This is a genomic window from Burkholderia glumae LMG 2196 = ATCC 33617, from assembly GCF_000960995.1.
Lineage (GTDB): Bacteria > Pseudomonadota > Gammaproteobacteria > Burkholderiales > Burkholderiaceae > Burkholderia > Burkholderia glumae.
Genome location: NZ_CP009434.1, coordinates 2,205,398 through 2,231,544, shown reverse-complemented (window position 1 = coordinate 2,231,544; position 26,147 = coordinate 2,205,398). Strand labels below are relative to the sequence as shown.

General features: G+C 69.1%; 12 protein-coding genes. 8 read left to right on the top strand and 4 right to left on the bottom strand.

Translation table 11 applies throughout. The annotated features are described in order from the left end of the window. Positions 1-28 precede the first annotated feature (28 nt). From KS03_RS10145 to KS03_RS10110, 8 genes are all read left to right on the top strand, one after another. Positions 29-700 carry a class I SAM-dependent methyltransferase gene (locus KS03_RS10145; RefSeq protein WP_012733608.1) on the top strand — a complete coding sequence of 224 codons (672 nt, stop codon included), beginning with the start codon at positions 29-31 and terminating at the stop codon, positions 698-700. Between the two features lie 14 nt (positions 701-714). After that, positions 715-1,890, top strand: a complete 1,176-nt coding sequence (locus KS03_RS10140; RefSeq protein WP_012733609.1) for a citrate/2-methylcitrate synthase — start codon at positions 715-717, stop codon at positions 1,888-1,890. Between the two features lie 49 nt (positions 1,891-1,939). Beyond that, on the top strand, positions 1,940-2,809 hold the full coding sequence (locus KS03_RS10135; RefSeq protein ID WP_017432265.1) for a class I SAM-dependent methyltransferase: 870 nt from the start codon (positions 1,940-1,942) through the stop codon (positions 2,807-2,809). A gap of 9 nt (positions 2,810-2,818) precedes the next feature. Continuing rightward, the gene (locus tag KS03_RS10130) at positions 2,819-3,424 is read left to right on the top strand and encodes a GNAT family N-acetyltransferase (protein WP_012733610.1); all 606 of its coding nucleotides are present in this window, start codon (positions 2,819-2,821) and stop codon (positions 3,422-3,424) included. Between the two features lie 846 nt (positions 3,425-4,270). Beyond that, positions 4,271-6,430: a filamentous hemagglutinin N-terminal domain-containing protein gene (locus KS03_RS10125; RefSeq protein ID WP_012733612.1), complete on the top strand. Its 2,160-nt coding sequence runs from the start codon at positions 4,271-4,273 to the stop codon at positions 6,428-6,430. Further along, entirely contained in the window at positions 6,427-8,193 is a 1,767-nt protein-coding gene (locus KS03_RS10120) for a ShlB/FhaC/HecB family hemolysin secretion/activation protein (RefSeq protein WP_012733613.1), read from the top strand. The genes KS03_RS10125 and KS03_RS10120 overlap by 4 nt, the downstream gene beginning before the upstream one ends. A gap of 16 nt (positions 8,194-8,209) precedes the next feature. Further along, positions 8,210-9,169, top strand: coding sequence for a peptidylprolyl isomerase (locus KS03_RS10115; RefSeq protein WP_012733614.1), 960 nt, complete (start codon positions 8,210-8,212; stop codon positions 9,167-9,169). 135 nt (positions 9,170-9,304) lie between these two features. Then, positions 9,305-22,303 (top strand): two-partner secretion domain-containing protein, encoded by a 12,999-nt coding sequence (locus KS03_RS10110; RefSeq protein WP_052690856.1) that lies wholly within the window; start codon positions 9,305-9,307, stop codon positions 22,301-22,303. On the opposite strand, the gene tnpC is transcribed toward KS03_RS10110, so the two are convergent. From tnpC to tnpA, 4 genes are all read right to left on the bottom strand, one after another. Next, positions 22,284-23,870: an IS66 family transposase gene (gene tnpC / locus KS03_RS10105; RefSeq protein WP_012732733.1), complete on the bottom strand. Its 1,587-nt coding sequence runs from the start codon at positions 23,868-23,870 to the stop codon at positions 22,284-22,286. The two genes, KS03_RS10110 and tnpC, sit on opposite strands and share 20 nt — an antisense overlap. A 99-nt stretch (positions 23,871-23,969) precedes the next feature. Beyond that, a complete protein-coding gene (gene tnpB, locus KS03_RS10100) occupies positions 23,970-24,323 on the bottom strand; it encodes an IS66 family insertion sequence element accessory protein TnpB (RefSeq protein ID WP_012732734.1) in 354 nt (117 codons plus the stop codon). 57 nt (positions 24,324-24,380) lie between these two features. Then, positions 24,381-25,427: an IS481 family transposase gene (locus KS03_RS10095; protein ID WP_015877383.1), complete on the bottom strand. Its 1,047-nt coding sequence runs from the start codon at positions 25,425-25,427 to the stop codon at positions 24,381-24,383. A 117-nt stretch (positions 25,428-25,544) separates the two neighbouring features. Further along, a complete protein-coding gene (gene tnpA / locus KS03_RS10090; RefSeq protein WP_012732735.1) occupies positions 25,545-26,000 on the bottom strand; it encodes an IS66-like element accessory protein TnpA in 456 nt (151 codons plus the stop codon). Positions 26,001-26,147 lie beyond the last annotated feature (147 nt).

Here is a 26,147-nt window from a genome sequence, read left to right as displayed (position 1 = left end):
CCCCTAGCCCTCACGACTGGAGACCTGCATGCGTACCAATACCCCCGCCGAAGTCAGCGCCGACACCTATGACTACTACGTCGACGCGTTCACGCTCGAATGGAACCGCAATCTCGTACAGCGCGTTGAGCACGAGCTGGCGCAGCGGCGCATTGCGTCGGGGCGGTTGCTCGATGTGGGCACCGGGACCGCGCGCACGCTGATCGAGCTGGCCCGCGTCCCGTCGCTCACGCCGCTTGGCTTCGTCGGCGTCGACTACTACGACGAGATGGTGCAGCGCGCCCGGCAGAACGTGCGCGCCGAAGGGCTTGAAGCGCGCATCGACATCCGCGCTGGCGACGTCCATGCGCTGCCCTTCGACGACGGGACCTTCGTCGCGGTCATCGGCCGTTCAGTGGTTCACCACTGGGCCGATCCGGTCGGCGCGTACCGGGAGATCTTCCGCACGCTCGTGCCCGGCGGTTTCGCGCTGATTCACGAACCCTGCAGCGATCCGGCGCCGGAGGCGCTTGCCTTCTTCAACGATCGGCGCGCGGCCGCGGGCGTTCATCCGGTCCATCTCGACGGCAAATTCACGGTTGCGGAATCGATCGCGCACCTGCAGGAAGCCGGGATCGGCGAGCATGCCGGCGTGTCGAAGGGGAGCGGGATGCTCGCGATCGGCTTCGAGGTGCTGATCGCGAAACCGATGCAGCAGTGAGCGGGGCCGCGCCGATGCCGACCGACCACGATCTGCCGTCCCCGGACGCCGTCCGAGCGCGCGCCGTCCGCGACCAAGGCGAGATCGATGCGGTTTCGATTTCGCCGGACCGGCTTGCCGTGCGCGGGATCGATCTGCTGCAACTGATCGATTCCGTCGACTTCGCTGCCGCGATCCTGCACGTGCTCACGGGCCGGATGCCGGACGCCGACGACGCGCGCGCCCTGGATGGCGCGCTGGCGTCGACGCTCGCCGACGACGGGCCGGCCGAGGACGGCCTGCTCGCCGCGCAACTGGCCCGCCGCCAGCCTCGGCCCGAGGCCTTCCTGGTCGCCGCGATCTCGGCCGGACTGGCTGGGCCGTCGCCACGGCCTCGCGCGTGGCCCGTCACGCTGTCCTACGGCGGGCAGGGCGACGAGCTTGCCACCGGCCTCGCCATCATTGCCGCGTTACCTCGGCTGCTGGCGGTGTGGTGCGACGCGAACGGCCAGGTGCCGGTCGCGCGGCGAGCGCGGTCGGCGCACGCCGCGCGCGGCTTCAGCGCGGCGATGCTGGGCTGCCTGGGCGGCGACGCAGCGCACGACGCACCGGCGCGCCTGTTCGACGTCCTGCTGGTGGCGCTGCATGGCGGCTTTGGCCTCGTCGCGCCGACCATCGCGCTGCCGCGCTTCTCGGCGAGCACCTATGCAACCGTCGACCTTAACCTGGTCGCCGGCCTGACCGGCAGCGGGCCAGCGCACGTCGGCGCCTGCAGCGACGCGACTCGCTTTTTTGCAAGCCTGGTCGGCAAATCGGCTGCCGAGATTCGCGATCGCGTCGCGCAGCGCCTGCAGGCGGGCGACCGGATTCCCGGTTTCGGCCATCCGTTGCTCGAGCGCGATCCGCGGCCGGCGGCGCTCGAGCGCCACGCCGTGAGGCTCGGTGTTGGCGGCGCAGCGTTCGACGCTTATCGGGCGGTATGCAATGCGATGCACGACATGCGGGGGCTGCCCCCGAACATCGATTCGGTTGCCGCGGCGATCCTGCTGGAGCTTGGCGTGCCCGACGCGTTGGCCACGCCGGTGTTTTTGCTCGCGCGGATGCCGACCATGCTCGCGCATGCGTTGCAGAAGAAGGCCCACCCGCCGTTCGGCCAGGCCCGCCCCGTGGCGCGCGAACGCCTTGCTGCACTGCCGAAGGCGTGGATCTGACGCCGCGCCGCCGGCGCACCCCTCAACCCGACATGGAACCGACACCGACATGCTGACCAACCTGCCGCTGGCGCCGCATTGTGCCGCCTCCGATACCCAGCATCGCATCGACTTCGTGAAGACCCAGATTCATCGCTGGATCGACGAGATGCTGTCCTCCCCCGACCCGCATGATTTGCGCGCGTGTTTCGCGAAGACGCTGCTGATCCGCAACTACCTGCTGTCGCCGTTGCTCGATGCGTACGAGACCGAGCGTTTCCTGCGCGACGCGACGGTGCGTCAGTACATGGCGCGCTTTCAGGCGCTGTCGCTCGACAACGAGGTTCGCTTCGAGCGGCAGATGAGCGAGGTGCTGCGCGCCGGTCCGTCGAGTGAAGGGCTGCTGCTGATCATCAAGGAGTATTACGCGGAGATTTACCGATTGCTCGCGCGGACCGAGATGTTCCTTTCGAACATGTGCGCCGATTCGACGGTCGCGATGGTAGGTTCCGGCGGGATGCCGCTTTCGCTGCTGTTCATGCAGTCGTTCAGCGGTGCCCGCATCGTCGGGCTGGATATCAGCGAGGAGTCGCTCAGGACCGGCGAGCGCTTCGTCGATCACCTGTGCGCCTCGAACCCCGCGCGCTATCACCGTGCCTCGATCGAGATGGTGCATGCGGATGGCGCGGCATACGACTATGGTGCGTGCGACATCATCATTCTGTCGATTCATATCGAGAACAAGCTGGAGATCGTCGAACGGATCATCGAGACGGCGCCGCGTGAGCGTCGCGTGATCGTGATCGAGCGACAGGTGCAGGGGCTCGGGCAGTATTTCTATCCCAACTACGGGTTCGATCCGGCCGGGCTGCCGCTCGTGAAGCTTGCAACGATGTGCTCGTCGCTGCTGCTGAGTACGGCTTATCAGCTCGACTGGTAGGAGCGGGCGATGATGAGCGGCGAGATTCGATCCGGCGGCGTCGGCCTGTTTCACGCGTGGGAGCGGCAGGTGCTCGCGCTTTACATGGACGCCTTTACGACCGGCCCGTATGCCGGCCACTACCTGGACGAGGCGGCGGAGCGAGGCTGGATATACGGGTTGTTCACCGAGCACGCCGCGCGTTGCCACCTGTGGGTGTCCGGCGACGCGCTGGCCGGTTTCCTGTTGTCCGCTGATTCGGGCTACGACCGGAAGTTGCCGGCGTCGCTGCGCGCGCAGCTCGGCGAGGAGCCGGCCACGTCGATCGCCGAGCTGGCGGTCGCGCCGGGCTGGCGTTCACGCGGGCTTGGCGAGGCGCTGGTGGGGCATTGTCTTGGCGAGGCGAACGCCGGCTGCCGGAATGTCATCGTGCGCAGCAACGCCAACGCGCTTGCCGCACACCGGCTTTACCTGCGGCTCGGGTTCGAGCCGTTCGGTTCGGTGCGGGTTCCGAACGACATGCTGGTCGACGGGCGTCTTGGCGTCGAATGGATCGATAAACAATATTTCCGGCACCGAATGGCTGATTCGAAGCAGGGGGCGAAAGCGGACGCGTGTCGAGCGCGGCCGCGGTGATATTCCCACGCCAAATTGATGGGCGCGCCCAAGCGCGAGGCCGATCGACTGCCCGGTCCGATCAGGCGTGCCGCCGCGGCGTTCGTCGACTCAGGAACGGCGACGGCCGGCGGGCCGGATTCGGTCATGGCCGCAAGCGCTGCTAGCGGGGCGGATCGGGGCGGGCCGGTCGGCGTAGTCGCCAACGCGTCGAAGCGCAGGTTCGCGGCGGACACACCGAACCGGGTCCCGGTGACGGATATCACAGCCTTGCCTCTGCGTCATGCGTATTCCGACATTCCGATCAGGGCAGTCCATTCGCCAGCGACGATTGGCAGTCTTCTCCGGAAGCTTGCAGAAATATTTCAAGCATGAGCCGGCAGGGCAATTGCCACGATCCCGCCGTGGCGAACGTTTACTTCGGCGCTCCTGAACAACGGGCGCATCAAGCGGCCCATCTATCCGAGCCGAACTGCTGCCGCCTCGGAGCTGCTCGGCAGTGCCTATGACACTCCTCCAGGCGCAGGACATACCGAAAGGAACCTTGCGGTCGGAAGTCTGGTGTTTGCATCACGGGGTGAGGAGGCCGCCGGGTTGGCGCGGTATCGTCTGAACTAAACGCGGTTGCGCCAGCGAGTGAAAGCCAAGCGCCAGCCGTCTCCGGTGAAACGGCCGTCCGGCGCGGCTGAGTCGGTCCATTGCGTTGGCGCCCCTTCGCCGACCGTAACAAATATTTCATGCCAACCCTAATGACAGTCTCCTATCGGTCCGTTAAGATCCGGGCGACGGCGAGGCCAGCGTTTCTCCGTCAAGAAAAAATCAATAGATGCGCACGAACGCCGAACGGCGCGTGCTAGACCGTGAAAAATGAAGACAAGAGAGTGGGCCGGACACGCGGGCGGGGGCTTGCGCGTGCTGGGGAAAATGGTGATCGTCGCGTCGATGCTCGCGCCGCTGGCGGCGGCCGCTGCCGGCATCGTGCCGGACGGTGGTACGCAGACTAGCGTGTCGGCCGGAGCCGGCGGCCGACAGATCGTCAACATCGCGCCCGCGGTGGCAGGCGTGTCGCAAAACACCTACAGCAGCTTCAACGTGTCGACGGCGGGCGCCTCGCTCAACAACGTCGGCATCAACGCGCGCACCATCGTCAACCAGGTGACGGGCACCGACCGCAGCCTGATCGAAGGCAACATCGACGTGCTCGGCAGCACGCGCGCCAACGTGATCCTCGCCAATCCGAACGGCATCACGGTCAATGGCGGCTCGTTCACGAACACCGGCCACGTGGTGCTGTCGACCGGCAACGTGTCGTTCGACGACATCGCCATTGCCCCCGGCGTGATTCGCCGCGACGTGGTGCTCGACACCCATACCGGCACCATCGTGGTGGGCCCGAACGGGCTGACCAGCGCGCTGATCTCGCTCGACCTGATCGCCAAGAACCTGCTGATCGAAGGCCCGGTCAACAACACCTTCAGCTCCAGCACGGCCGGGCTGCGCCTGCTGGCCGGCACGAGCCGCGTGCAGCTCGACACCAGCATTTCGCCGACCGACAATGCCAACGACTGGCTGACCCGCTTCACGCCGTCCAGCACCGACACCGCGACATCATTCGCGATCGACATCACGGCGGCCGGCAGCCTGACGAGCGGCCGCGTGCAGCTGATCGTGAACGACCGCGGGCCCGGCGTGCGCAGCGCGGGGCCGCTGAACGCCTCGCTCGGCGACTTCACGCTGTCGTCGAACGGCAGCGTGCAATTCTCCGAGACCTCGCTTGCGGCGGCCGGCAACGCCGAATTCGACGTGCGCGACGCGTTCTCGATGGCCGACACGCAGCTGAAGGCCCGCGCGGGCCACGTGGCGCTCACGGCCAGCGGGCCGCTCACGCTGCTCGGCAGCGGCATCCTCGCCAACGACGACATCAAGCTGGCGGCCAACGGCATGCTGTTCGGGCCGAGCGTGGCGGCGGCCGGCTCCACCATCGCGTCGGCGTCGGGCGGCGTGGTGCTGAAGAGCGGCGGCGACATCGCCAGCACCGGCACGCTCGTGCAGGGACAGAAGGCGATCGCCGGCGATACGGATTCGCGCGGCGCCGTCACGCTCACGGCGGCTGGCTCGATCGTCAATCAATCGCTGCCGAGCACCCAGCTCGGCATCCTGTTCGGCGTGGCGGGCGACGTGTGGCTGAGCGCCGGCGGCGGCGTGACCAACCGAAATGCGCGGATCCTGTCGAATCAGAACGTGTCGATTGCCGCGGGCGGCGACGTGCTCAACGTGGTCGATCACACCCCGGGCGCGGACGACGGCGCGCAGATCCCCTATTCGTCGCGCGGCAGCAGCTTCCTGTTCCTCACGCATCGCACCAGCGGCTTCACGGTGGATTACGGCGAGATCGTCGATCCGGCCAAGCTCGCCTACATCACCGCAGAAGCGGGCAACGTGACGATCCGCGGGGCCAACGTGGTCAACACGGGCGGCTCGATCGTGTCGAACGACGGGGCGATCGACATCGCGGCACTCGGCTCGCTGACGACGCAGGCGGTGTTCACGGGCCGGGCGCAGCTCGAGCGCTCCTGCTTCGTCTTCTGCCATTCGCGCGCGTCCAGCACAGTGCAGGCGCTCGGCGGCGTGATCGAGGCCGGCACGGACATCACGCTGAAGGCCGGCAAGCAGATCACCAACATCGGCGGCATGGTGTACGCGATCCACAATCTGCGCCTCGACGCGCCGGTGACGCTGGCTCAGGCGGTGCTCGGCTACAGCACGATCAATCGCACGAGCGATCTGAAGGCCTGGTTCGGCAACAGCTGGGCCGCGATCTACGCGACCGACACGGGCGGCATCTTCGACAGCGAGTTGGGCCAGGTGGCGTTGACCGGCGAAGGGCGCATCGACGGGGGCGCGTTCAACGCGCCGGGCGGCGTCACGGCGGCGGGCGGCATCGTCACGCTGCGCGCGCCGCGCCGCGATCCGGTCACGATCGGCGCGGGCAACCATCTCGGCCTGGTGTCCTGGTTCGGGCTATGAGCGTGCGTCACGCAGTTTCGCTGGCTGTTTGCCTCGGCATGCTGTCGCCCTGCGCGTTCGCGCAGTTCGCGGGCCTGCCGGCGGCGCGCGTCGAGCAGGATCCGGCGCAGCGGCTGCTGCAGGAGCAACGCGATCGCCAGCAGCGCAACGAGGTGCAGCAGGCGCCCGCGCAGATCGCGGTGCCGGCGCCCGCCTTGCCGGACCTGCCGGCCGACGCGGACGTGGGCACGCTGCCCGAGGTCGCGCCGACCTTCATGATCCGCCATATCGAATTCAGCGGCGACACGGTGCTGTCCGAGCGCGAGCTCGCGCGCATCGCGCGGCCGTTCCTCTACCACCAGCTGGGCCGCAACCGCATCAACCTGCTGCTGCGCCGCCTGACCGAGGCCTTCATCGCGCACGGCTACATCACCACGCGCGCCTACCTGGGCGCGCAGAACCTCGCGGCTGGCACGCTCACGATCCGCATCGTGGCCGGCAGGGTGGCCGCGTTCACGCTGAACGGCAAGCCGCTGCGCCCGCGCGACCCGGCGCAGCCGTGGTGGCGGCACGATGGCGGCGGCCTGCTGACCGACGCCGGCACGGCCGGGGCGTTCGCGGCGTCCCCGGGCGACGTGCTGCGCCTGCCCGATCTCGAGCAGGGCGTGGAGCAGATCAACCGGCTGCGGCGCAACCAGGCCGAGTTGCAGATCATGCCCGGCGAGACGCCTGGCGATTCGGTGGTGGCCCTGAGCAATCGCGTGGGCGACCGCCTCTACTACAACCTCGGCATCGACAACTACGGCAGCTCGCAGACGGGCACGATGCGCTATCGCGGCGGCGTCGAGGCCGACAACCTGCTGGGCCTGCAGGAGTCGCTGGCGTTCAACTACGTCGGCACCACCGACAGCAACGCGCTCGTGGCGTCGGCCGCGGTGCCCTACGGCTATCAGACCTTCAGCTATACCACCTCGCTGTCCGAATACCAGCAGACCATCGGCAACGTCGCGCTGCTCACGGGCCGCTCGTTCAGCCAGATCTTCGGCTGGAACGACGTGCTGAGCCGCTCGCGTGCCGGGCGGACCAGCCTGGACCTGACCTTCAGCAAGACGCGCACCCAGCGCAGCGTAAACGGCATCGACCTCGCCGAGCAGGACCTGAGCGTGTTGCGCGTCGCGCTGAACGGCCTGGTGCGCTTCGTCGCCCACGACCAGCAGGCCGCGGCCACCTGGGACGTCGGCGTCTCGCAGGGGCTGCCGTGGCTCGGCGCCTCGCACGACGCGCCGGACAGCGGCGTGGCCGACGCGCACAGCCAGTTCACCCGGCTCGACGCGACGGCCACGGTGCAGTTCGCGCTCGGCTCGCTGGGCGCCACGCGCTGGGCCTATCGCGGCACGCTGCGCGGCCAGTACAGCCGCGTCGCGCTGTTCGGCAACCAACAGATCTTCCTGGGCGGGATGGATTCGGTGCGCGGCTTCACCGAAGGCGGCATCAGCGGCGACAGCGGCGTGTTCGCGCGCAACGAGGCCGCATGGCAGAACGTGCCGGCCTGGCATGGCGCGCGTGTCGAGCCGTATGTGTTCATCGACGCCGGCAAGGCGCACCTGGTGGCGCAGGGCGGCTGGCCCACGCTGGCGGGGGCGGGCGTCGGCGCGCGCGCGGTATGGAATGTCAGGCAGCAGAGCGTGACGGGCGAGCTGCTGCTCGGCCAGGCACTGCTGCAGCCCGCCTTGCTGGGACGCAAGGCGACGGTGGTGCTGGCCACACTGAACTGGACGGAGTGACGGAGACGGCGGGGCAATGATGATCGGAATGACGAAGCAGGATGCGACCAAGCTGGAGTACCGCGAACGACCGGGCCGCGCAAGGCGTGTGGCCGGTGCCGTGGCGCTGGCGATCGCGGGCCAGTTCGGCGGCGCGCACGCCGCGCTGGCGGCGATCGACTCGACGCCGCGGGCCGCCACGAGCGCGGCCGCCATCGGCGCTTCCGCGCCGGCCGCCGCGCCGCTGCCCGAAGGCGTGGTGGCGCGCGTGAACGGCGTGGCGATCACGCGCGATCAGCTCGAACAGGCGCGCGTCGCCGCCAACCAGCCGGATACGGCGAGCGTGCGCGCCGCGCTGAAGAACCAGCTGATCACGCGCGAATTGCTGCGCCAGGCTGCCGCGAGCGCGCACTACGACACGTACCCGCAGGTGCTGGCCGCCGTCGAGCAGGCGAAGTCGCTGGCGATGACGCAGGCCTGGCTGCGCGATCACATCAAGCCCGAGCCCGTCACCGATGCCGAGGTGAAGGCGAAGTACGACGAGGTGGTGGCGGGGCTCGGCCAGACCGAGCTGAAGCCGCGCGTGATCGTGCTGAAGGATCGCGCGAGCGCCGACGCGGCGCTCGCTCAGTTGAAGCAGGGCGCCGATTTCGCGCAGCTCGCGCGGCAGGCGGCCGACGGCCCGAACGCCGCGCAGGGCGGCGCGCTGAACTGGGTGTCGTTTCGCCAGCCGGTGCCGCCGGGCGGTCAGCAGGGCTGGCCGCAGCCGCTCGCCGAGGCGCTGCTGAAGCTGCCGGTGGGCGGCGTGACCAGCGCACCGGTCGAGGCCGACGGCCGCTTCTGGATCCTGCGCGTGGACGAGAAGCGTGCCACCCGCATCCCGGCCTACGCCGATGCGAAGGACGTGCTGCGTCGGGGCCTGGAACAGGCCGCGCTGCAGAAGGCCACGATCGAGACGATGGTCGGGCTGCTCAAGCAGGCGCAGATCCAGCAGTAAGGGCTGGCCGCCCGGCCGCGATGCGGTCACGGCCCGATGGCGCGGCGGCATTCCAGGGAACGGCCGCCGCCGAACGATGCCGGCGAGCCGCCGGCGTCGCAGCGAACGCGCAGCACGCACGACATAGCGACAAGTATGAAGAACGCCTCGACCCGATCCGCCCTGCTCGATCTCGCACGGCGCACGGCCCTGCGCCGCGCGGCCGACTTTCACCCGCTGGCGCGGCCGCGCTGGTTCGGTGAGGCCGCCGCGCCGGCGCGCCGCTATCGCGCCTGGCAACGCGCGGTGGCCGCGATCGTGGCGATGGTCATGTACCTCGGGCCGTTGAGCATCACCATCGAACAGGGCCGCGCGGCGGCCGGCATGCTCGCCGCGGGCAGCCCGCGCGTGCTGGCCGAGCTGGCCGCGCTGCGAATCCGGCTTGCGATCAGCGAAGCCCAGGCCGCGCCGATCACCGATCCCACCGCGCCGATCCGCTTCCAGCCCACCGTCACGCAGAGCACCGGGCTGGGCGGCGGCGTGCCCGTGGTCAACATCACCGCGCCGAATGCGGCCGGCATTTCGCTGAACCAGTACCGGTCGTTCAACATCGATCCGGTCGGGCTGATCCTCAACAACAGCCTGATGTCCGGCACCTCGCTGACGGGTGGCGACGTGCGCGCGAACCCGAATCTGTCGGGGCGAGCGGCCAGCGTGATCATCAACCAGGTCACCTCCACCGGCAGCGCGTTCGCGAGCCTGCTGAACGGCCCGCTCGAAGTGTTCGGCGCGCCCGCCGCCGTGGTGATCGTGAATCCGAACGGCATCACCACGGTCGGCACCGGCTTCACCAACACCATCGGCGTGACGCTGTCCACCGGCACGCCGCAGTTCCTGAGCGACCTGAACGGTACGCGCGCGGGCTTCGACAATGCCACGGCCGTCGGCTACAGCGTGACGGGCGGCCATATCCAGATCGAGGGCAACGCGGGCGTGAACGGCCCCGGCGCCGGCATCGAGGGCACCGTCGGCACCATCGACCTGATCGGCGAGACGATCGGCGTGAACGCGCCGCTTTACGCCGGCACGCGCATCAATGCGATCGCGGGCCGTCAGTTCGTGCTGCCCAGCGCCGTGAGCGCGCAGGGCACCTCCTATGCCACCTCGGCGAACGGCGCCGCCAACACGCTGGCCGCCATCGCCACCGCGAACAGCCAGGCGATCGACGCCACCGCGTTCGGTGCGATGACGGCCGGGCAGATCCAGGTGATCAGCACGGCGGCCGGCATGGGCGTGCGCGCCGACGCGCAGCTCGCGGCCAACGCGGGCGACCTGACGCTGTCGTCGAACGGCGATCTCGCCGTGGCTGGCACCGCCGCGCAGCAGCAGGTGACGATCCATGCCAACGGCGACGTGGCCATGACGGGCGCGCATCTGGGCGTGACCGACTACACCCTGCAGGCCGGCGGCGACGTGAGCTCGCAGGGAACCATCCAGGCCGGCGGCCGGCTCGGCGTGACGGCGGGGGGCAAGGTATCGCTCGCCAACACGCAGGCGAACGGCGACATCGCCATCTCCGGCGACGGCGGCGTGAGGCTCGGCGACGTGCAGGGCGGCACCACGGTGAGCGCGATCGCGAGTCATGCGGACGGCGACGTCGCGATCGACGGCACGCTGCTGAGCGCGAACGGCGTGACGCTGCAGGCCGGCCACGACATCGCCGTGGCCGGCCAGATCGGCACCAGCACCTTGCAGGCCGGCGCGCGGCACGACATCGGCGTGAGCGGCACGGTACAGACCTCGGGCACGGCGACGCTGCAGGCGGCAGGCGGCGATGCCTCGATCGGCGGCACGGTGGCGAGCGGCGACACGCTCGCGATCTCGGCTGGCCACGACATCGTGTCGACGGGCAGCCTGCAGGTTGGACGCGATCTGCAACTGCAGGCCGGCAACGGCGCGCGCATCGGCGACGCGCGGGTGAACGGCGTGCTGAACGCGCAGGCGCAGGGCGCGGCGGGCAGCGGCGACCTGACGTTCGACGGCAAGACGCAGGTGGTGGGTGCCGCCACGCTGACGGCCGCGCGCGACGTGAACGTCACGGGCACGCTGGCCGGCGGCGCGACGCTCGCGCTCGACGCGCAACGCGACGTGAACGTGAGCGGCACGGGCGCGGTGCAGTCCGGCGGGGACCAGTCGATCGTCGCGCACGCGGGCAGCGTCAGTTCGCAAGGCACGCTGACCGGGGCGACGAAGCTGACGGTATCGGCCGGCCAGGACGTGGCACTGACCGGCGCGACCGGTGCGGTGGGCGACACGCAGCTGACTGCGGGGCGCGACCTGACCATCGGCGGCACGCTGGCGGGCCAGGGCGCAGCGCTGCTGAAAGCGGGCCGTGACGCGACGCTGGGCGGCAGCACCGGCTACCTGAAGGACCTGACGGTGGCCAGCGGCGGCAACCTGGCGGTGACGGGCTCGGCGCTCGGCAACGCGGTGACGCTGAGCAGCGCGGGCACGATGACGCTGAACGAGGTGCAGTCGAACGGCCCGCTGGCGCTGACCGCCAGCGGCGGCGCGCTGAACGTGAACGGCACGGTCACCTCGATGTCGGAGGCGAGCGCCAAGGCCGGCGGCGACCTCGACGTGAACGGCACCCTGCAGAGCACCGGCCGCCTGAGCGCGAACAGCGGTGCGGATCTGGCCGTGGCCGGCAAGCTCAACACGCTTGCCGCGGGCACCGTGAGCGCGGCGCACGATATGTCGGTGAGCGGCACCTTGCAGGCCTCCGACGCGCTCGCGATCACGAGCGGCCGCAACCTGTCGGTGGCCGGCACGCTCAATGCGCTGTCGTCGGCCACGCTCGACGCGGGCGGCGCGGCCAGCGTCACCGGCCTGGTGCAGGGCGGCGGCACGCTCGCACTGACGAGCGGCGCGGACACCTCGATCGGCGGCACGCTCGCCGCCACCGGCGATCTCGCGCTGCACAACGCGGCCGGCTCGCTTGCGAGCACCGGCACCATGGCTTCGGGCGGCGACCTGCGGATCGACGCGGCGCGCGACGTCGACCTCGGCGCGGGAGCCACCACGGCCCAGCACGACATGACGGTGCAGGCCGGCGGCCATCTGACGGCCGACGGCACGCTGGGCGCCGGCGGCAAGGGCACGCTGAGTTCGGGCGGCACGCTCGGCGGGGCGGCCGCGATCGCGTTCGGCCAGGCGGCCGCGCTGAATTCGGGCGGCGACACGGCGCTGACGGGCTCGCTGCACGGCAACACCGTGCAGGTGCAATCGGCCGGCAACGCCTCGCTGCACGACGTGCTGGCGGCCTCGACGATGTCGCTTGCGGCGGCCGGCAACCTGACCACCACCGGCGCCCTGACGGGCAATGCCACCGCCGCGCTGCAGGCGGGCGGCGATCTGGCCGTGCGCGGCACGATCGCCGCCACCGACAGCCTGACGCTTGCCGCGGGCGGCGGGATCGATTCGACCGGCGCCCTGCAGACCCAGCATGACCTGCACCTCCAGGCGGGCGACGGCGCGCGCATCGGCGACGCGCAGGTGGGCGGCGCGCTCGACGCGCTGGCGCAAGGCAGGGCGGGCGGTGGCGATCTGAGGTTCGACGGCAAGACGCAGGTAGCCGGCACGACCACGCTAGCGGCGGCGCGCGACGTGAACGTGACGGGCACGCTCGCCAGCGGCAAGGCACTCGCGCTTGATGCCCAACGCGACGCCAACGTGAGCGGCACGCTGGCTGGCGGCGCGACGCTCGCGCTCGACGCGCAACGCGACGTGAACGTGAGCGGCACGGGCACGGTGCAGTCCGGCGGGGACCAGTCGATCGTCGCGCACGCGGGCAGCGTCAGTTCGCAAGGCACGCTGACCGGGGCGACGAAGCTGACGGTATCGGCCGGCCAGGACGTGGCACTGACCGGCGCGACCGGCGCGGTGGGCGACACGCAGCTGACTGCGGGGCGCGACCTGACCATCGGCGGCACGCTGGCGGGCCAGGGCGCGGCGCTGCTGAAAGCGGGCCGTGACGCGACGCTGGGCGGCAGCACCGGCTACCTGAAGGACCTGACGGTGGCCAGCGGCGGCAACCTGGCGGTGACGGGCTCGGCGCTCGGCAACGCGGTAACGCTGAGCAGCGCGGGCACGATGACGCTGAACGAGGTGCAGTCGAACGGCCCGCTGGCGCTGACCGCCAGCGGCGGCGCGCTGGCCGTGGCCGGCACCGTGCGCGCGCAGGCGGCCACCACGCTCGACTCGGCGAGCGCGATGTCCGTCACCGGGCAGGTGCGCAGCGGCGGCACGCTCACGCTGACGAGCGGCGCGGACACCTCGATCGGCGGCACGCTCGCCGCCACCGGCGATCTCGCGCTGCACAACGCGGCCGGCTCGCTTGCGAGCACCGGCAATCTCGCCACCGACGGCAGCCTGCGCATCGACGCGGCCCACGACATCGATCTGGGCAGGCAATCCACCACCGCCCTGCAGGACATGACGGTGCAGGCGGGCGGCAACCTGAAGGCGGACGGCACGCTGATCGCCGAGGGCAAGGGCACGCTGAGTTCGGGCGGCACGCTGGGCGGCGCGGCCTCGATCGCGTTCGGCCAGGCCGCCAGCGTGACCTCGGGCGGCGACCTCGCGCTGGCCGGCTCGCTGCGCGGCGACACCGTGCAGGTGCAGTCAGCCGGCAAGGGCTCGCTGCACGACGTGCTCGCCGCCTCGACGATGTCGCTGGCGGCCGCGCACGACCTGGCCACCACCGGCGCGTTGCGCGGCGGCGCGACGGTGGCCCTGAAGGCGGGCGGCGCACTGAGCCAGAGCGGCGATCTGCAGGCCGTTGGCGACACCACGCTGACCGCCACCTCGGGCGCGGTGAATTCGAGCGGCCCGATCGCCAGCAACGGCGTGCTCGCGATCGCGGCGGGCACCGACATCGTGCTGTCCGGCGCGACCGGCGCGGCAGCCGGCATGACGTTGAACGCCGCGCGTGACGTGGCCGCGAGCGGCGCGCTGACGGTGCTCGCCAACGACCTGACGATCACGGCCGGCAACAGCGCGAGCCTGGCCGCCGTGCAGGCGGCCGGCACGTTCCACCTGGCCGCGAACGGGCAGGCGGGCGGCGGCGACGCGAGCTTCAACGGCACCACGGCCGTGGTCGGCGAGACGGTCGTGTCTGCCGCGCGCGACGTGATCGTCAACGGCGCGCTGGCGGGCGGCGGCGACGGCACCGCGGCGAACCACGCACCGACGCAGCTGCAGGCCGGCCGCGACGTGCTCGTCAACGGCATCCTCGGCAGCGGCGATCGGCTCGAGGTGGGCGCCGCGCGCGACATCACCGTGGGCACGCACGGCCGGTTGCAATCGACGGCCGACATGGCGCTGGCTGCCGCCGGCGGCAGTCTCACGTCGGCTGGCACGCTGTCGAGCGACGGCAGCCTGAGCGCCAGCGCGACGCAGGATGTGATGCTTGCCGGGACCACCGGCATCAAGGGCGACACCACGCTGACGGCCGGTCGCGATCTGGGCGTCGGCGGCACGCTGGTGGGCAACGGCACCGCCACGCTCGGCGCCGCGCGCGACCTGACGCTCGGCGGCACCAGCGGCTTCGCCGGCGACGTGGCAGCGCAGGCCGGCCGCGATCTGGCCGTAACGGGCGCGCTGCAGGGCAACGCTCTCGCGCTGGCGGCGGCCGGCAACGTGTCGCTGAACGACGTACAGGCGGCCTCGACGCTGAACGCCGACGCCAGGGGCGGTGCGCTCACGCTCGGCGGCACGGTTGCCGCGCTCGGCACCACGCAGCTGCAGGCCGCCACCGATCTGTCGATCACCGGGCTGCTGCAGGGCAAGGGAGGCCTGAGCCTGGCGAGCCAGGGCGACACGCGCATCGCCGGCGCCGTGAAGGGCGGCGCCGGCACCACGATGCAGGCCGGCGGCGATCTGGCCGTGGCCGGGACGATCGAGACGGGCGGTGCCGCCACGCTTGGCGCGGGCGGCGGCCTGACGCTCGGCGGCAGCCTCGTGGCCGGCGCCGCCGGCACGCTGTACGCGGGGCAGGCGCTCGCGATCGGCGGCAAGCTTGCCACCGGCAACTCGCTCGACCTGCGCAGCGGCGCCGGCACCACCATCGCCGGCGCCGTGACGAGCGCGGCCGACGCCGCGCTCGACGCGGTCGGCGCGGTCGGCGTCACCGGCACGCTGCAGGCCAGCGGCCCGCTCGCCGTGACGAGCGGTGCCGACACCACGGTCGGCGGTGCGCTCGTGTCGCGTGGCGACCTGACGACCCACAATGCCGCCGGCGCGTTCACGAGCAGCGGCACCCTGCAGGCGGGCGGCAACCTGTCGATCGACGCGGCGCGCGATGTCGATCTCGGCACCGGCCGCACCACCACGCTCGGCGCGCTGACGGTCAAGGCCGGACAGGATCTGGCCGCGAACGGCACCGTGATCGCCGGGCAGGCCGGCACGCTGAGCGCGGGCGGCAAGCTCGGCGGCAAGGCGAGCCTGGCGTTCGGCGGCGCGGGCACGCTGCAATCGGGCGGCGACATGCAACTGGCGGGCGCGGTGCAGGCTGCGAGCGTCGCGGCCACCGCGGGCGGCAGCGCCATGCTGCACGACATGACGGCTGCCACCTCGCTGGCCGTCCACGCCGCGCAGGACCTGCACACCACCGGCACGCTGGTCAGCAACGGCACGCTGAACCTGCAAGCCGGGCAGGACCTGCTCAACGAGGGCACGCTGCAGTCGCAGGGCGACATGCAGCTGAGCGCCGCGCGCGGCAGCCTCGCCTCCACCGGCACGCTCGGCGGCAATGCCGCGCTGAGCCTGCAGGCCGGCACCGACATCGCGCTGGGCGGCACCGCCACGGCGGGCGGTGCCGCCACGCTCGCGGCCGGGCGCGCCCTGAGCGTGACCGGCGCATTGACCGGCCATGACACGCTCGAGGCGAGCGCGGGCACGGATCTCAGCGTAGCGGGCCTCGCGGCCTCGGCCGGCGATGCCACGTTTGCCGCGAACGGCAACCTGGCCGTGACCGGCCGCGTCGGCGGCGACGGGCGCGGCACGCTGAGCGCCGGCCGCGACATCACCGGTGCCGGCACCGTCTCGTTTGCCCGGGCAGCGTCCCTCGTCGCCGGCCACGACGTCGCGCAGGGCGGCCTGATCCAGGGCGATACCGTCGGCGTGACGGCCGCCGGCAATCTCGGCGTCACCAACGTGCAGGCCAAGGGCGCGCTGACGCTGAAGGCGGCCGGCACCAACGGCGGCGGCGACCTGACCGTGGCCGGCACCGCCGCCGCGGGCGGGCAGGTGATGGCCGATGCGCAGCACGACCTGTCGGTGCCGGGCCGGTTGCAGGGCGGCGCGGGCGTGGCCCTGGGCGCCGGCAGCGACGTGTCGATCGCGGGTGCCGTACAGTCCGGCGGCGCGATGACGATCGCGGCGCAGCAGGGCAGCCTGAACGCCACCGGCGGCATCAACAGCGGCGGCACGCTCGGCGTGACCACCGGGCTCGATCTGTCGCTGGGCGCCACCACCAGCGCCGTCGGCGACCTGACTTTGAACGCCGGGCGCGACGCGCTGCTCGGCGGCGGCCTGCTGATCGGCGATGCCGCAGGCTCGCTGAACGCGGGCCGCGACCTCGTCGGCACCGGCACGCAGTCGTTCATCGACGGCGCGCTCGGCGCCAATGCGCAGCGCGACGTGTCGCTCGGCGGCAGCGCGCAGGCCGCCTCGCTGAACGTGCAGGCCGGCGACAGCGCCACGCTCAGGAACGTGGTGGCCGGCACCACGCTCACGGTGAAGACGCAGGGCAATGCCGGCGGCGGCGACGCCTCGATCACCGGCAAGGTCGGCGCGAAAGGCGCGGTATCGATCGACGCCGCGCGCGACGTGCTGTTGAGCGGCGCGCTTGCGAACGGTGCGGCGCAGACCCTCACGGCGCAGCGCGACGTGAGCATTTCCGGCAGCACGCAGTCGGCCGGCGACATGAGCGTCACGGCGACCCACGGCAATCTCGGCGTGACCGGCAGCGCGGCCTCGGGCGGCGCGCTCGGCCTGAGGTCGGGGCTCGATGCCACGCTCGGCGGCACGGTGTCGGCGGCCAACGCGATGGCCGTGTCGGCCGGGCAGGATCTGACGCTGGGCGGTACGCTTGTCGGGCAGCAGGGCGGCACGCTGAATGCCGCGCATGACATCGTCGGCGCCGGCACCACTGCGTTCGCGCAGGGCGCGACGCTCGGCGCGGGCCACGACGTGAACCTGAGCGGTTCGCTGCAGGGCGGCAGCCTGGCCGTGACCGGCGCGAACGATGTGACGCTGGCCGGCGTGCAGTCGACCACCGGCACACTGGCGGTGACCGCCAACGGCAGCGCCGGCGGCGGCGACGTGACCGTGAACGGGCCGGCCATTGCGACCGGCGCGCTGAACGTGCAGGCCGCGCGCGACGCGACGCTGAACGGCGCGACCACCGCGCTTGGTACGACCAACGTGCAGGCCGGGCGCGATGCGACACTGGCCGGCACGCTCAACGCGGGCGATGCGGCCACGCTGAGCGCCGCACGCAATTTGAAAGCGGGAGACCTCAATGCGGCCGGCAATCTCTCGCTCACGGCCACCAGCGGCACGCTGCAGGCCGGCAACCTGACCACCCAGCACGATCTGAACGCCACGTCGGGCGGGGCGACGAGCGTGGCCGGCAAGACGCAGGCCGGCGGCAACGCCACCCTGACGGCCGGCGGCGACCTGACGCTTAGCGGCGACATCGCCGCGCAGCATGCGGGCACGCTGAACAGCGGCGGCGCGCTGAACGCCGCGTCGGTGGCGTTCGGCCAGTCGGCCAGCCTCGCGGCAGGCGGTGCGTTGAACGTGGCGGGCACGCTCGCGTCGAACGGCGACGTGACCGCGAGCGCCGGCAATGGGCTGAGCGTGACGGGCACGCTGATCTCGGGCCGCAACCTGCAGGCCAGCGCCGGCGGCGACGTCGTGGTCGGTGGCAATGTGCAGGCCGGCGGCACGGTGACGCTGCATGGCCAGGGCGCCAGCGGCAACGGCGACGTAACAGTGGGCGGTGGACTCACGTCGGGCGGCGCCACGCAGATCACGGCCGCGCGCGACGCGACGATCGGCGGCGCCGTGGCCGCCGGCGCCGCGTTCGACATGAGCGCCGCGCGCAACCTCGTGCTGCACGGGCTCGCGCAATCGAACGGCAACTTCACGCTCACCTCCACCCATGGCGCGATCGCGGCCGATCGCGCGCTGACATCGGGCGGCGACCTGACGGTGAACTCGGCGGGCGCGATCGCGTTCTCGCAGGGCACACTCGTCAACGGCAACACCGTCCTGAACGCGGGCGGTGCACTTACGCTCGGCGGCGCGCTGTTCGGCCTCGGTTCGGCGCAGCTCCAGGCGGGCGGCGCGATCGGCGCCGGTGCGCTGACGTTCGGCAAGGACGTCGGCTTGCAGGCCGGCACCACGCTCGGCGCCGGCGCGATCCAGAGCGCCGGCAAGGTGAGCGCGAGCGCGGCCGGCGACGTGGCGCTGACGTCGGTCACCGCGGTGGGCGACCTTTCCGTCACGTCGAATGGCGGCAACGTGGGCGCGAGCGGCTCGCTCACCTCCGGCGGCGCCACGCACGTGGAGGCGAACGGCAACGTGGCCGTGAGCGGCGGCGTGTCGTCGTCGGGCACGATCGCCATCAAGGCCGACACCGGCAACGTGTCGCTCGGCGGCCTGACCTCGAACGCCGGCGCCACCGTGCAGGCCGCCCAGCAGCTCACGCTGAGCGGCACCAGCCAGACCGTCGGCGATCTCTCGCTGACGGGCGACGGCGTGAGCGTGTCGGGCAGCGTGACCACCTCCGGCAGCCTGACCATCGGCGCGACGCACACGCTCGACGGCAGCGGCGCGCGGCTGGTCGCCTCGCACGACGTGCATCTGAGCGGGCAGGAGGTGAAGCTCGGCAACACGCTGGCCGGCGGCGCGCTCGACGCCCAGGCCGGCGATCAGCTCACGCTTGCGGCGGGTACCGTCGGCGTGGTTGGGGCCGCCTCGCTGACGGGCGGCAACGGCATGACCAATGCCGCCAACGTGCTGTCCGGGGGCGCATTGACCGTGTCCGCGCCGCAACTCATCAACCAGGCCGGCGCCTCGCTCGCCTCGACGGGTGCCACCACCATCACCGTGACCAACTTCTCGAACGCGGGGCTCGTCAACGGCGGTACCACCACCGTCAATGCCGCGAACTGGGTCGGCAACGGCGGTGGGGCGCTGATGGGCGTCAATGCGCTCACCCTCTCCACGACCCTGTTCGACAACCGCAACGGCGTGCTGTTCGCCGGTAACGCGAGCGACCCGGCCAGCCAGACGGGCGATCTGTCGCTGACGATCCGCGGCGGCAACGGCTCGCTGAATAACGCAGACGGAAAGTTGCTCGCGCAGCACAACCTCAGCCTCAATCTATCGAACATGGCGTTCGATCCCACGCAAGGCACCATCAACCAGGGCGGGGGACTGTACATCACGGCCGGCACGATCAACGTGGGCAGCAACTGGAATTACGGCGGCCAGAGCGTGACGCTGAACGGGCTCAACGGCATCACCAACGTGGGGGTCATGTCCGGCACCGCGGCGTTGACGATGTACGCGGGCGGGGGAGTTTCGAATTACGGACAGGTGCTGGGCTCGAACGTCACGCTGAACACCTCGCTGGCGAATTACGCGAACGCCATCGTGCATGCCGACGGCACCTTGACGCTGAACGGCGATACGTACAACCGCGGCACGGTGGAAGCCGGCGGCACGCTGAACGTGAACGGCGGCACGTATGACAATCAGGGCGGCCTCACACAGTCGCGAGGCGACGCGAATTTCAATCTCGGTGGCGGGGTGCTGCAGAACACCGGCGGGCAGATTTACGTGGGGAACAACCTCACGGTCAATGCCGGGACGGTGGTGAATGATCAGACCGCGCCGGGGGGGGCGGTCACCACGTCGTATGCCACGGTGGATCCGAACCTGCTGTGGTCGGGATCGATCGGGACGTCGGAAGTCAAATGGGCCTATTTTTATGGAGGTGATCACTTCAAAGCCGATGGTGCCTTCTACACAGCGCAACAGGCAGCCACGGTCGGACAGTTGCTTGCGCCGACGGGAGTGACGCCGTCGACAGTCAATACATCGCAAGTCAGTAACGTCTTCGGCTACAGGTCATGCTTCGGTGGTTGCTCGATGGAGACGTCGCAGCCGATCACGGGTTCCGGAACCGTAACGTTTTATCAAGAGCAGGTCTTTACAACGGTCGGCGGCGATCATAGCCACACCGTAATGCAGCCTGTCTGGATCCTCGACAGTGGCGCTGTCCCTGTCGGCGCTCCGACCGTCACGCTGGCCTTGCCGACTGCCACGGTTACCACGACGACGCAGCAGGCCGGGACTTCAGGGGTGATTTCGGCGGGCGGTTCCGTTGCGTTGACGGCGGGTACCTTGTCGAATCGAGGTGGCAAGATTTCTGCGGCAGGCAATGTCACGTTGAACGTGCAGAATCTCGGCAATGGCGCGGTTGCTCCGACATTGACAAACCAGACCGTCACGGCGTACGACGCTGGTCAATATGCGGCGTTCCTTTCGCAACTGAAGTCGATGGGGATGATTCTCGCCACCGGGAACGCGACCAATTCGACGTCGCGGTTCTGCATGAACTCGGACAACTGTCCGACGAATGCTGTCGCGACGCAGCTTTTCAACATCAACACCTCGAGCGCGGCACCGGTTTCCTACGGAAGCGTGTCGTCCTCGACGCCCACCGGCATGATCGCGGCGGGTGGCAACCTGACGCTGCTCGGCGGCAATCTCGTCAACGCCGGCCTGCTGTACGCCGGCAACAACGTGCTGATCGGCGCGCAGAGTTTCTCCAACCAGGGCGGCAATCAGCAAAACTATTCGTCGCAGGTGGGCTGCGCCTCGGGCGTGCCGAACTCGGCTTGCGGCAACGCCGGCCAGCCGCGCGGCAACAACCCGAACACCACGAGCTTCGGCTACAGCCAGAGCGACGCCACGATCTACGCCGGCCATGACCTGGTGGTGGCCGCCGGCAGTATCGACAACACCTACGGCAACCTGCTGGCGGGGCATGACATCGTGATGGGCGGCGTGGGCTCCACCGCCAGTTCCACCACGCCGGCCGCGAGCCTGACCAACACGTCGGGCAACATCATCGCCGGCAACAACATCACGCTGAACGTATCGGGCGCGATCACCAACACCTTGCCGCCGCCCGTGCCCGTGCACGAAAACTACGGCACGCAGGAGCAATACGCCGGCTGCATGACCGCCGGCGGCTACAAGGAAAGCTACTGCGAGGGTTACGTCGATCAGCAGTCCGGCAGTTCGTCGGTGATCAGCGCCGGCAACAAGCTCGGCATCAACGCCGGTTCGCTGGCCAACATCGGCAGCCTGATCGCGGCCGGCAACGACGCGACCATCGCCGTGGCCGGGCCGGTCGTGAACGAGGCGCAGACGCTCAATGCCTACTGGCACTCGCACTGGGTGCAGGAAACCGGCATGTTCAGTTCCGACAAGCGCCACGACATCTGGGCCTGCGGTTCGGTGGCCGAATGCACGGCGCTGTACGGCCGTGCCTACACGAATAGCGGCGGACAGATCGATCCGCCCACGCCGGTCGGCAACATCGCGGCCACGATCCAGGCGCCGAACCTGTCGATCACGTCCGGCGGCCAGATCCAGAACGTCGGCAACGTGATCGGCACGGCCGTGTCGCTGACCGGGCAGAAGCTGATCAACGGCATCACGCGGCCGAACACTTATACGCCGACCGTCAGCGCGCCGCAGCGCGTGATCACGCTGAGCCCGGCCACGCTGCCGGGGCTGAACCTGTCGATTCCGCGTACCATCGGCACGGGCAGCATCCCCACGCCGGTGGCCGGCACCGCATCGTACGTCGACGGCTCGCTCGGCAGCTCGGGGATCGGCAACCTCGGCCCGCAGAATCTGCTCAGCAATCTGCCGGCGACGCTGCAGCCGAGTGCGGCGCTGTTCTACTACAACCCGCAGGAAGAGGATCGTAAGCGCTCAATTCGCCACACGTTGACGGTCGGGCCGAAGCTATGCGCTCGATCGATCAAGGCGGCGGCGGTGTAGCCGTTTGCCGTTTCGCGAAGTTGAACGGCAGCAAGTCCGTGATGTCGGCATCCGGGGCTCGCTGAGGCAGTTCGGTGAGCACATGAAGCAGGTAGGCATACGGCTCGACGTTGCATGCGCGGCACGTGAGCATGAGACTGTAGACCATTGCGCTCGCCTTCGCGCCAGCGACCGTGTCGCTGAACAGCCAAGATTTGCGGCCTGTGCAGAAGGGCCTGATGTCGCGTTCGATAACGTTATTGTCGATTGGGGCGCGGCCGTCGATGACGTAGCGGCTCAGATACTCCCATTGATTGCGCGTATAGCTGATCGCCTTGCCCAGCAGACTTTCGGGCAACACGTGTGGCGCCTGCTCGTCCAGCCAGGTCTTGAATGCAGTGAGCAACGGCACGCTATGTTCCTGGCGTAATCGGTACGTGTAATCGTCGCGGGTTTCTCCTTCGGGCAGACCGCCCTTGGCGAGCGTCTCGACCTGATACAACGCCTTGAAGTACTCAAGAGCCTGTGCCGCACGCCCACCGGGCTTCTTCTGACCTTTGAGCGCATCGACGAACGCCCTACGGGCGTGGGCAAGGCAGCCCAAGTGCGTCGCTGCGTCGAGCGTGCGCCACGCAGCGTAGCCGTCACTCATCAGCATGCCCGTGTATCCGGCCAGGAACGCTTGCGGATACTCTTGGCCGCGCCCTGGCTGGTAGTCGAACAGCACCACCGGCTGCTCGCATTGCTCGGCACTGCGATAGACCCACATATACGAGGTGCTTTGCGCGGTCTTGCCCGGTTCTTTGAGAACCTGCACCGTCGTCTCGTCGCCGTGAATCAACTGTTGCGATAGCAGCGTTTGGCGCAAGGCCTCGTACAGTCGGCTGTAGTGCAGTTGAGCGGGCCGGATGATCCAGTTGGCCAGCGTGCCGCGGCCCACCGCGATGTTCGCGCGCGAGAGCGCATCCTCCATGCGGTATAGCGGCGTGCCATCGACATATTTGCCCGCCGTCACGGTGGCGATGAGCGCTGCGCTCGCATTGCTGCCCGGCAGCGGCTGCGCCGGCATCGGGGCGGTCACGATCGGCGTGCTCTCGGCATTGCGCTCGCAGTGGCGACATGCGTACTTGAAGCGAACGTGCTGCAGCACAGAGGCTTTCACTTCGAAGTGCAGTTGCTCGCTGACTTCTTCGCCCATGCGATGCATCGCGCTGCGGCAGCAGGGGCAGACCTTCTCATCGTCGGGTAGATCGTATTCAATGCGCTGGCGCGGCAGCTCGGCCGGCAACGGTTTGCGGCCTCGCTTGCCCCGCTCTGGCTCATCGGGTGCGGGCAGCCCTGTGTCCGGCAACGCGAACGCGTCGTCGTCGGGGTCCTCCGATGGCGCTGCCGCAGCCATCTGCTCGGCCTCGTCGAATACGCGGTCCTTCAGCTTCTCGCTGCTCGGTGCGAAGCGTTTGCTCTGCGCCAAGCGGAACTGCTCCTCCAACTGGGCGATGCGTTCGCCTAGTTGTCGGTTGCGCGCCTCCAGTTCTCGGATATAGGCCTGAGCGGCCGACGGCAATTGCGAGAAGTCATGTTCGTCCATGCCGCTCACCATACCGGAGCGGCGCGCCCAGTGGGTTTACGGAAATGGGCAACAACCGTCGCGCGCGTTGTTTACCGACAACATCAGTTGGCGCCGCCTTCAACTCGCATGACGATACCGGCGCGCCGGGTGTCGCTGCATGGCGTCGATATCGATGCCGTCGAGCAGCCAGTGAAGCTGCTCGGTCGTCAACTCGATCACCGCTTGCTCTCGGTGGGGCCAGACGAAGTGGTCCGCTTCAAGACGCTTTAACATGAGCCAGAAGCCGGTGCGCTCATACAGCAGCAGCTTGACCCGATTGCGCTTGCGATTGCGGAACGCGAATATCGCTCGCGCGAACGGATCGAGCTGTAACGACTGCTCGACCAGCATCACGAGGCTGTTGATGCCGGCTCGGAAATCAATCGCATCGCGGTGCAAGTAGACCCGCAATTCGGCGTCGAGCCGAAACATTAGCTGTAGAAGTCGCGACCCGATCTGACAGTTACCCGTTCCGACGGTGCGTGACTGTCAGATCAGATTCAGGTGGCTCACTTTCTCCTTCCACACCTCCTTGCCCGCGATGAGCGTCTGCAAAGGCGTGCGACCACAACACATCTTACCTTGATGCGTTCGCTCGCCGTTGTAGTACATCAGCCAAGTATCGAGATCGACCTGCAGTTCCGCCAGCGTCAGATAGAGCTTGTGGCGGAACGCGACCTGATAAAACTCCTGCAGGATGGTTTTATGGAACCGCTCGCAGATGCCATTGGTCTGCGGATGTCGCGCCTTGGTTTTGGTGTGCTCGATGTCGTTCAGCGCCAGGTACAGCTGATAATCGTGCGATTCCGGCTTGCCGCAATACTCCGTGCCTCGATCGGTCAGCATGCGGATCACACCCATGCCGTGCTCCTCGAAGAACGGCAACACCCGGTCATTGAGCAGATCGGCCGCCGTGATCGGCGTCTTGGTCGTGTACAGCTTGGCCATCGCCACTTTGCTGTAGGTGTCGACGAAGGTCTGCTGGTAAATCCGGCCTACGCCCTTGATCGTGCCCACGTAGAACGTGTCCTGCGAGCCCAGATAGCCGGGATGAGCGGTTTCGATTTCGCCATGAGCCACATCGTCGTCCTGCTTTCTTTCCAGCGCGGCCACCTGGTCCTCGCTCAGCACGATGCCTTTTTCAGCGACCTGCTTCTCCAGCGCCACGAGCCTCAGCTTGAAGGACGACAACGCGTGACGCAGCCAGATCGAACGAACGCCGGATGCAGACACGAAAATGCCGCGCCGGCGTAATTCGTTGCTGACCCGAACCTGCCCGTGGGCGGGCTGCTCGATGGCATAGGCCAGCACGGCGATTTCCGTCGCTTCATCGACTCGATTCTTGGGATTCGGCTTGCGCCGATTGCTGTCGAACAGGGCATCGACGCCGCCCTCGGCCACGGCGTTCTGATAGCGGTAGAACGTATCGCGCGACAGCCCCATCACCTTGCAGGCTTTCGACACGTTGCCCAGCTCGGCGGCCAGATTCAGCAGACCGATCTTGTGGCGGATGACATTTTGGTTGAGACTACTCACGGGGTTACTCCTTGGCGCTTGCGCGCTGTTTTGATGAAGATTCGCACCTCTATCAAAACGGGTAACCCCGCCTCTTGGCAAGGCCTTACTGTCAGATCAAGTCTGAACTTCTACACATTAGCGCACTCCCAATGCTTCGATCATCGCTCGCACGAGGGCGGCATCGTGCGCTGCGCATTCGAGTCGCAGCGTCACGCCATTGGGCAACTGCGCCGAAAGTCGAGCCTGCACGGCGGAGCTTATCGAGTGGTTCTTCTTCGGCGATTCAGGCGCGGGTGCGCGCTGCGCCACGGACATCACGTCGTTGACGGTCACGACCGGTACGAATGCCGATGGCGCCGGCTTACGAGTTGTCGTCAGCGCAGTCCCGCTCGTACGCTCGCGCAAGTGAATCCATTTATGCAGTTGGTTCGCGTTGACGCCGGCCTTCAGCGCAAGTCCGGCAATCGACGCACCTGGCTGCATACAGGCCTCGATCAGCTTGCGCTTACCCTCTGGATCAAAGCGTCGCTTGCCGGTGGCGGTCACGCCCGTCACCCGCAGCGGAAAGAAATCAACTTCGTTCTCTGTCATAGGTTGCGTCCGCAAGTTGTGGTTGCGGACGCAAGCCTGCGCGCATTCATCCGGGAATTCTAGGTGCGCTTAAATTCGCGCTTACGATCAGGCGGGGACGCAGGCGCTGCTGGCGCAGTTGCAGTCGACGCTTGGCGGGAACTTCAC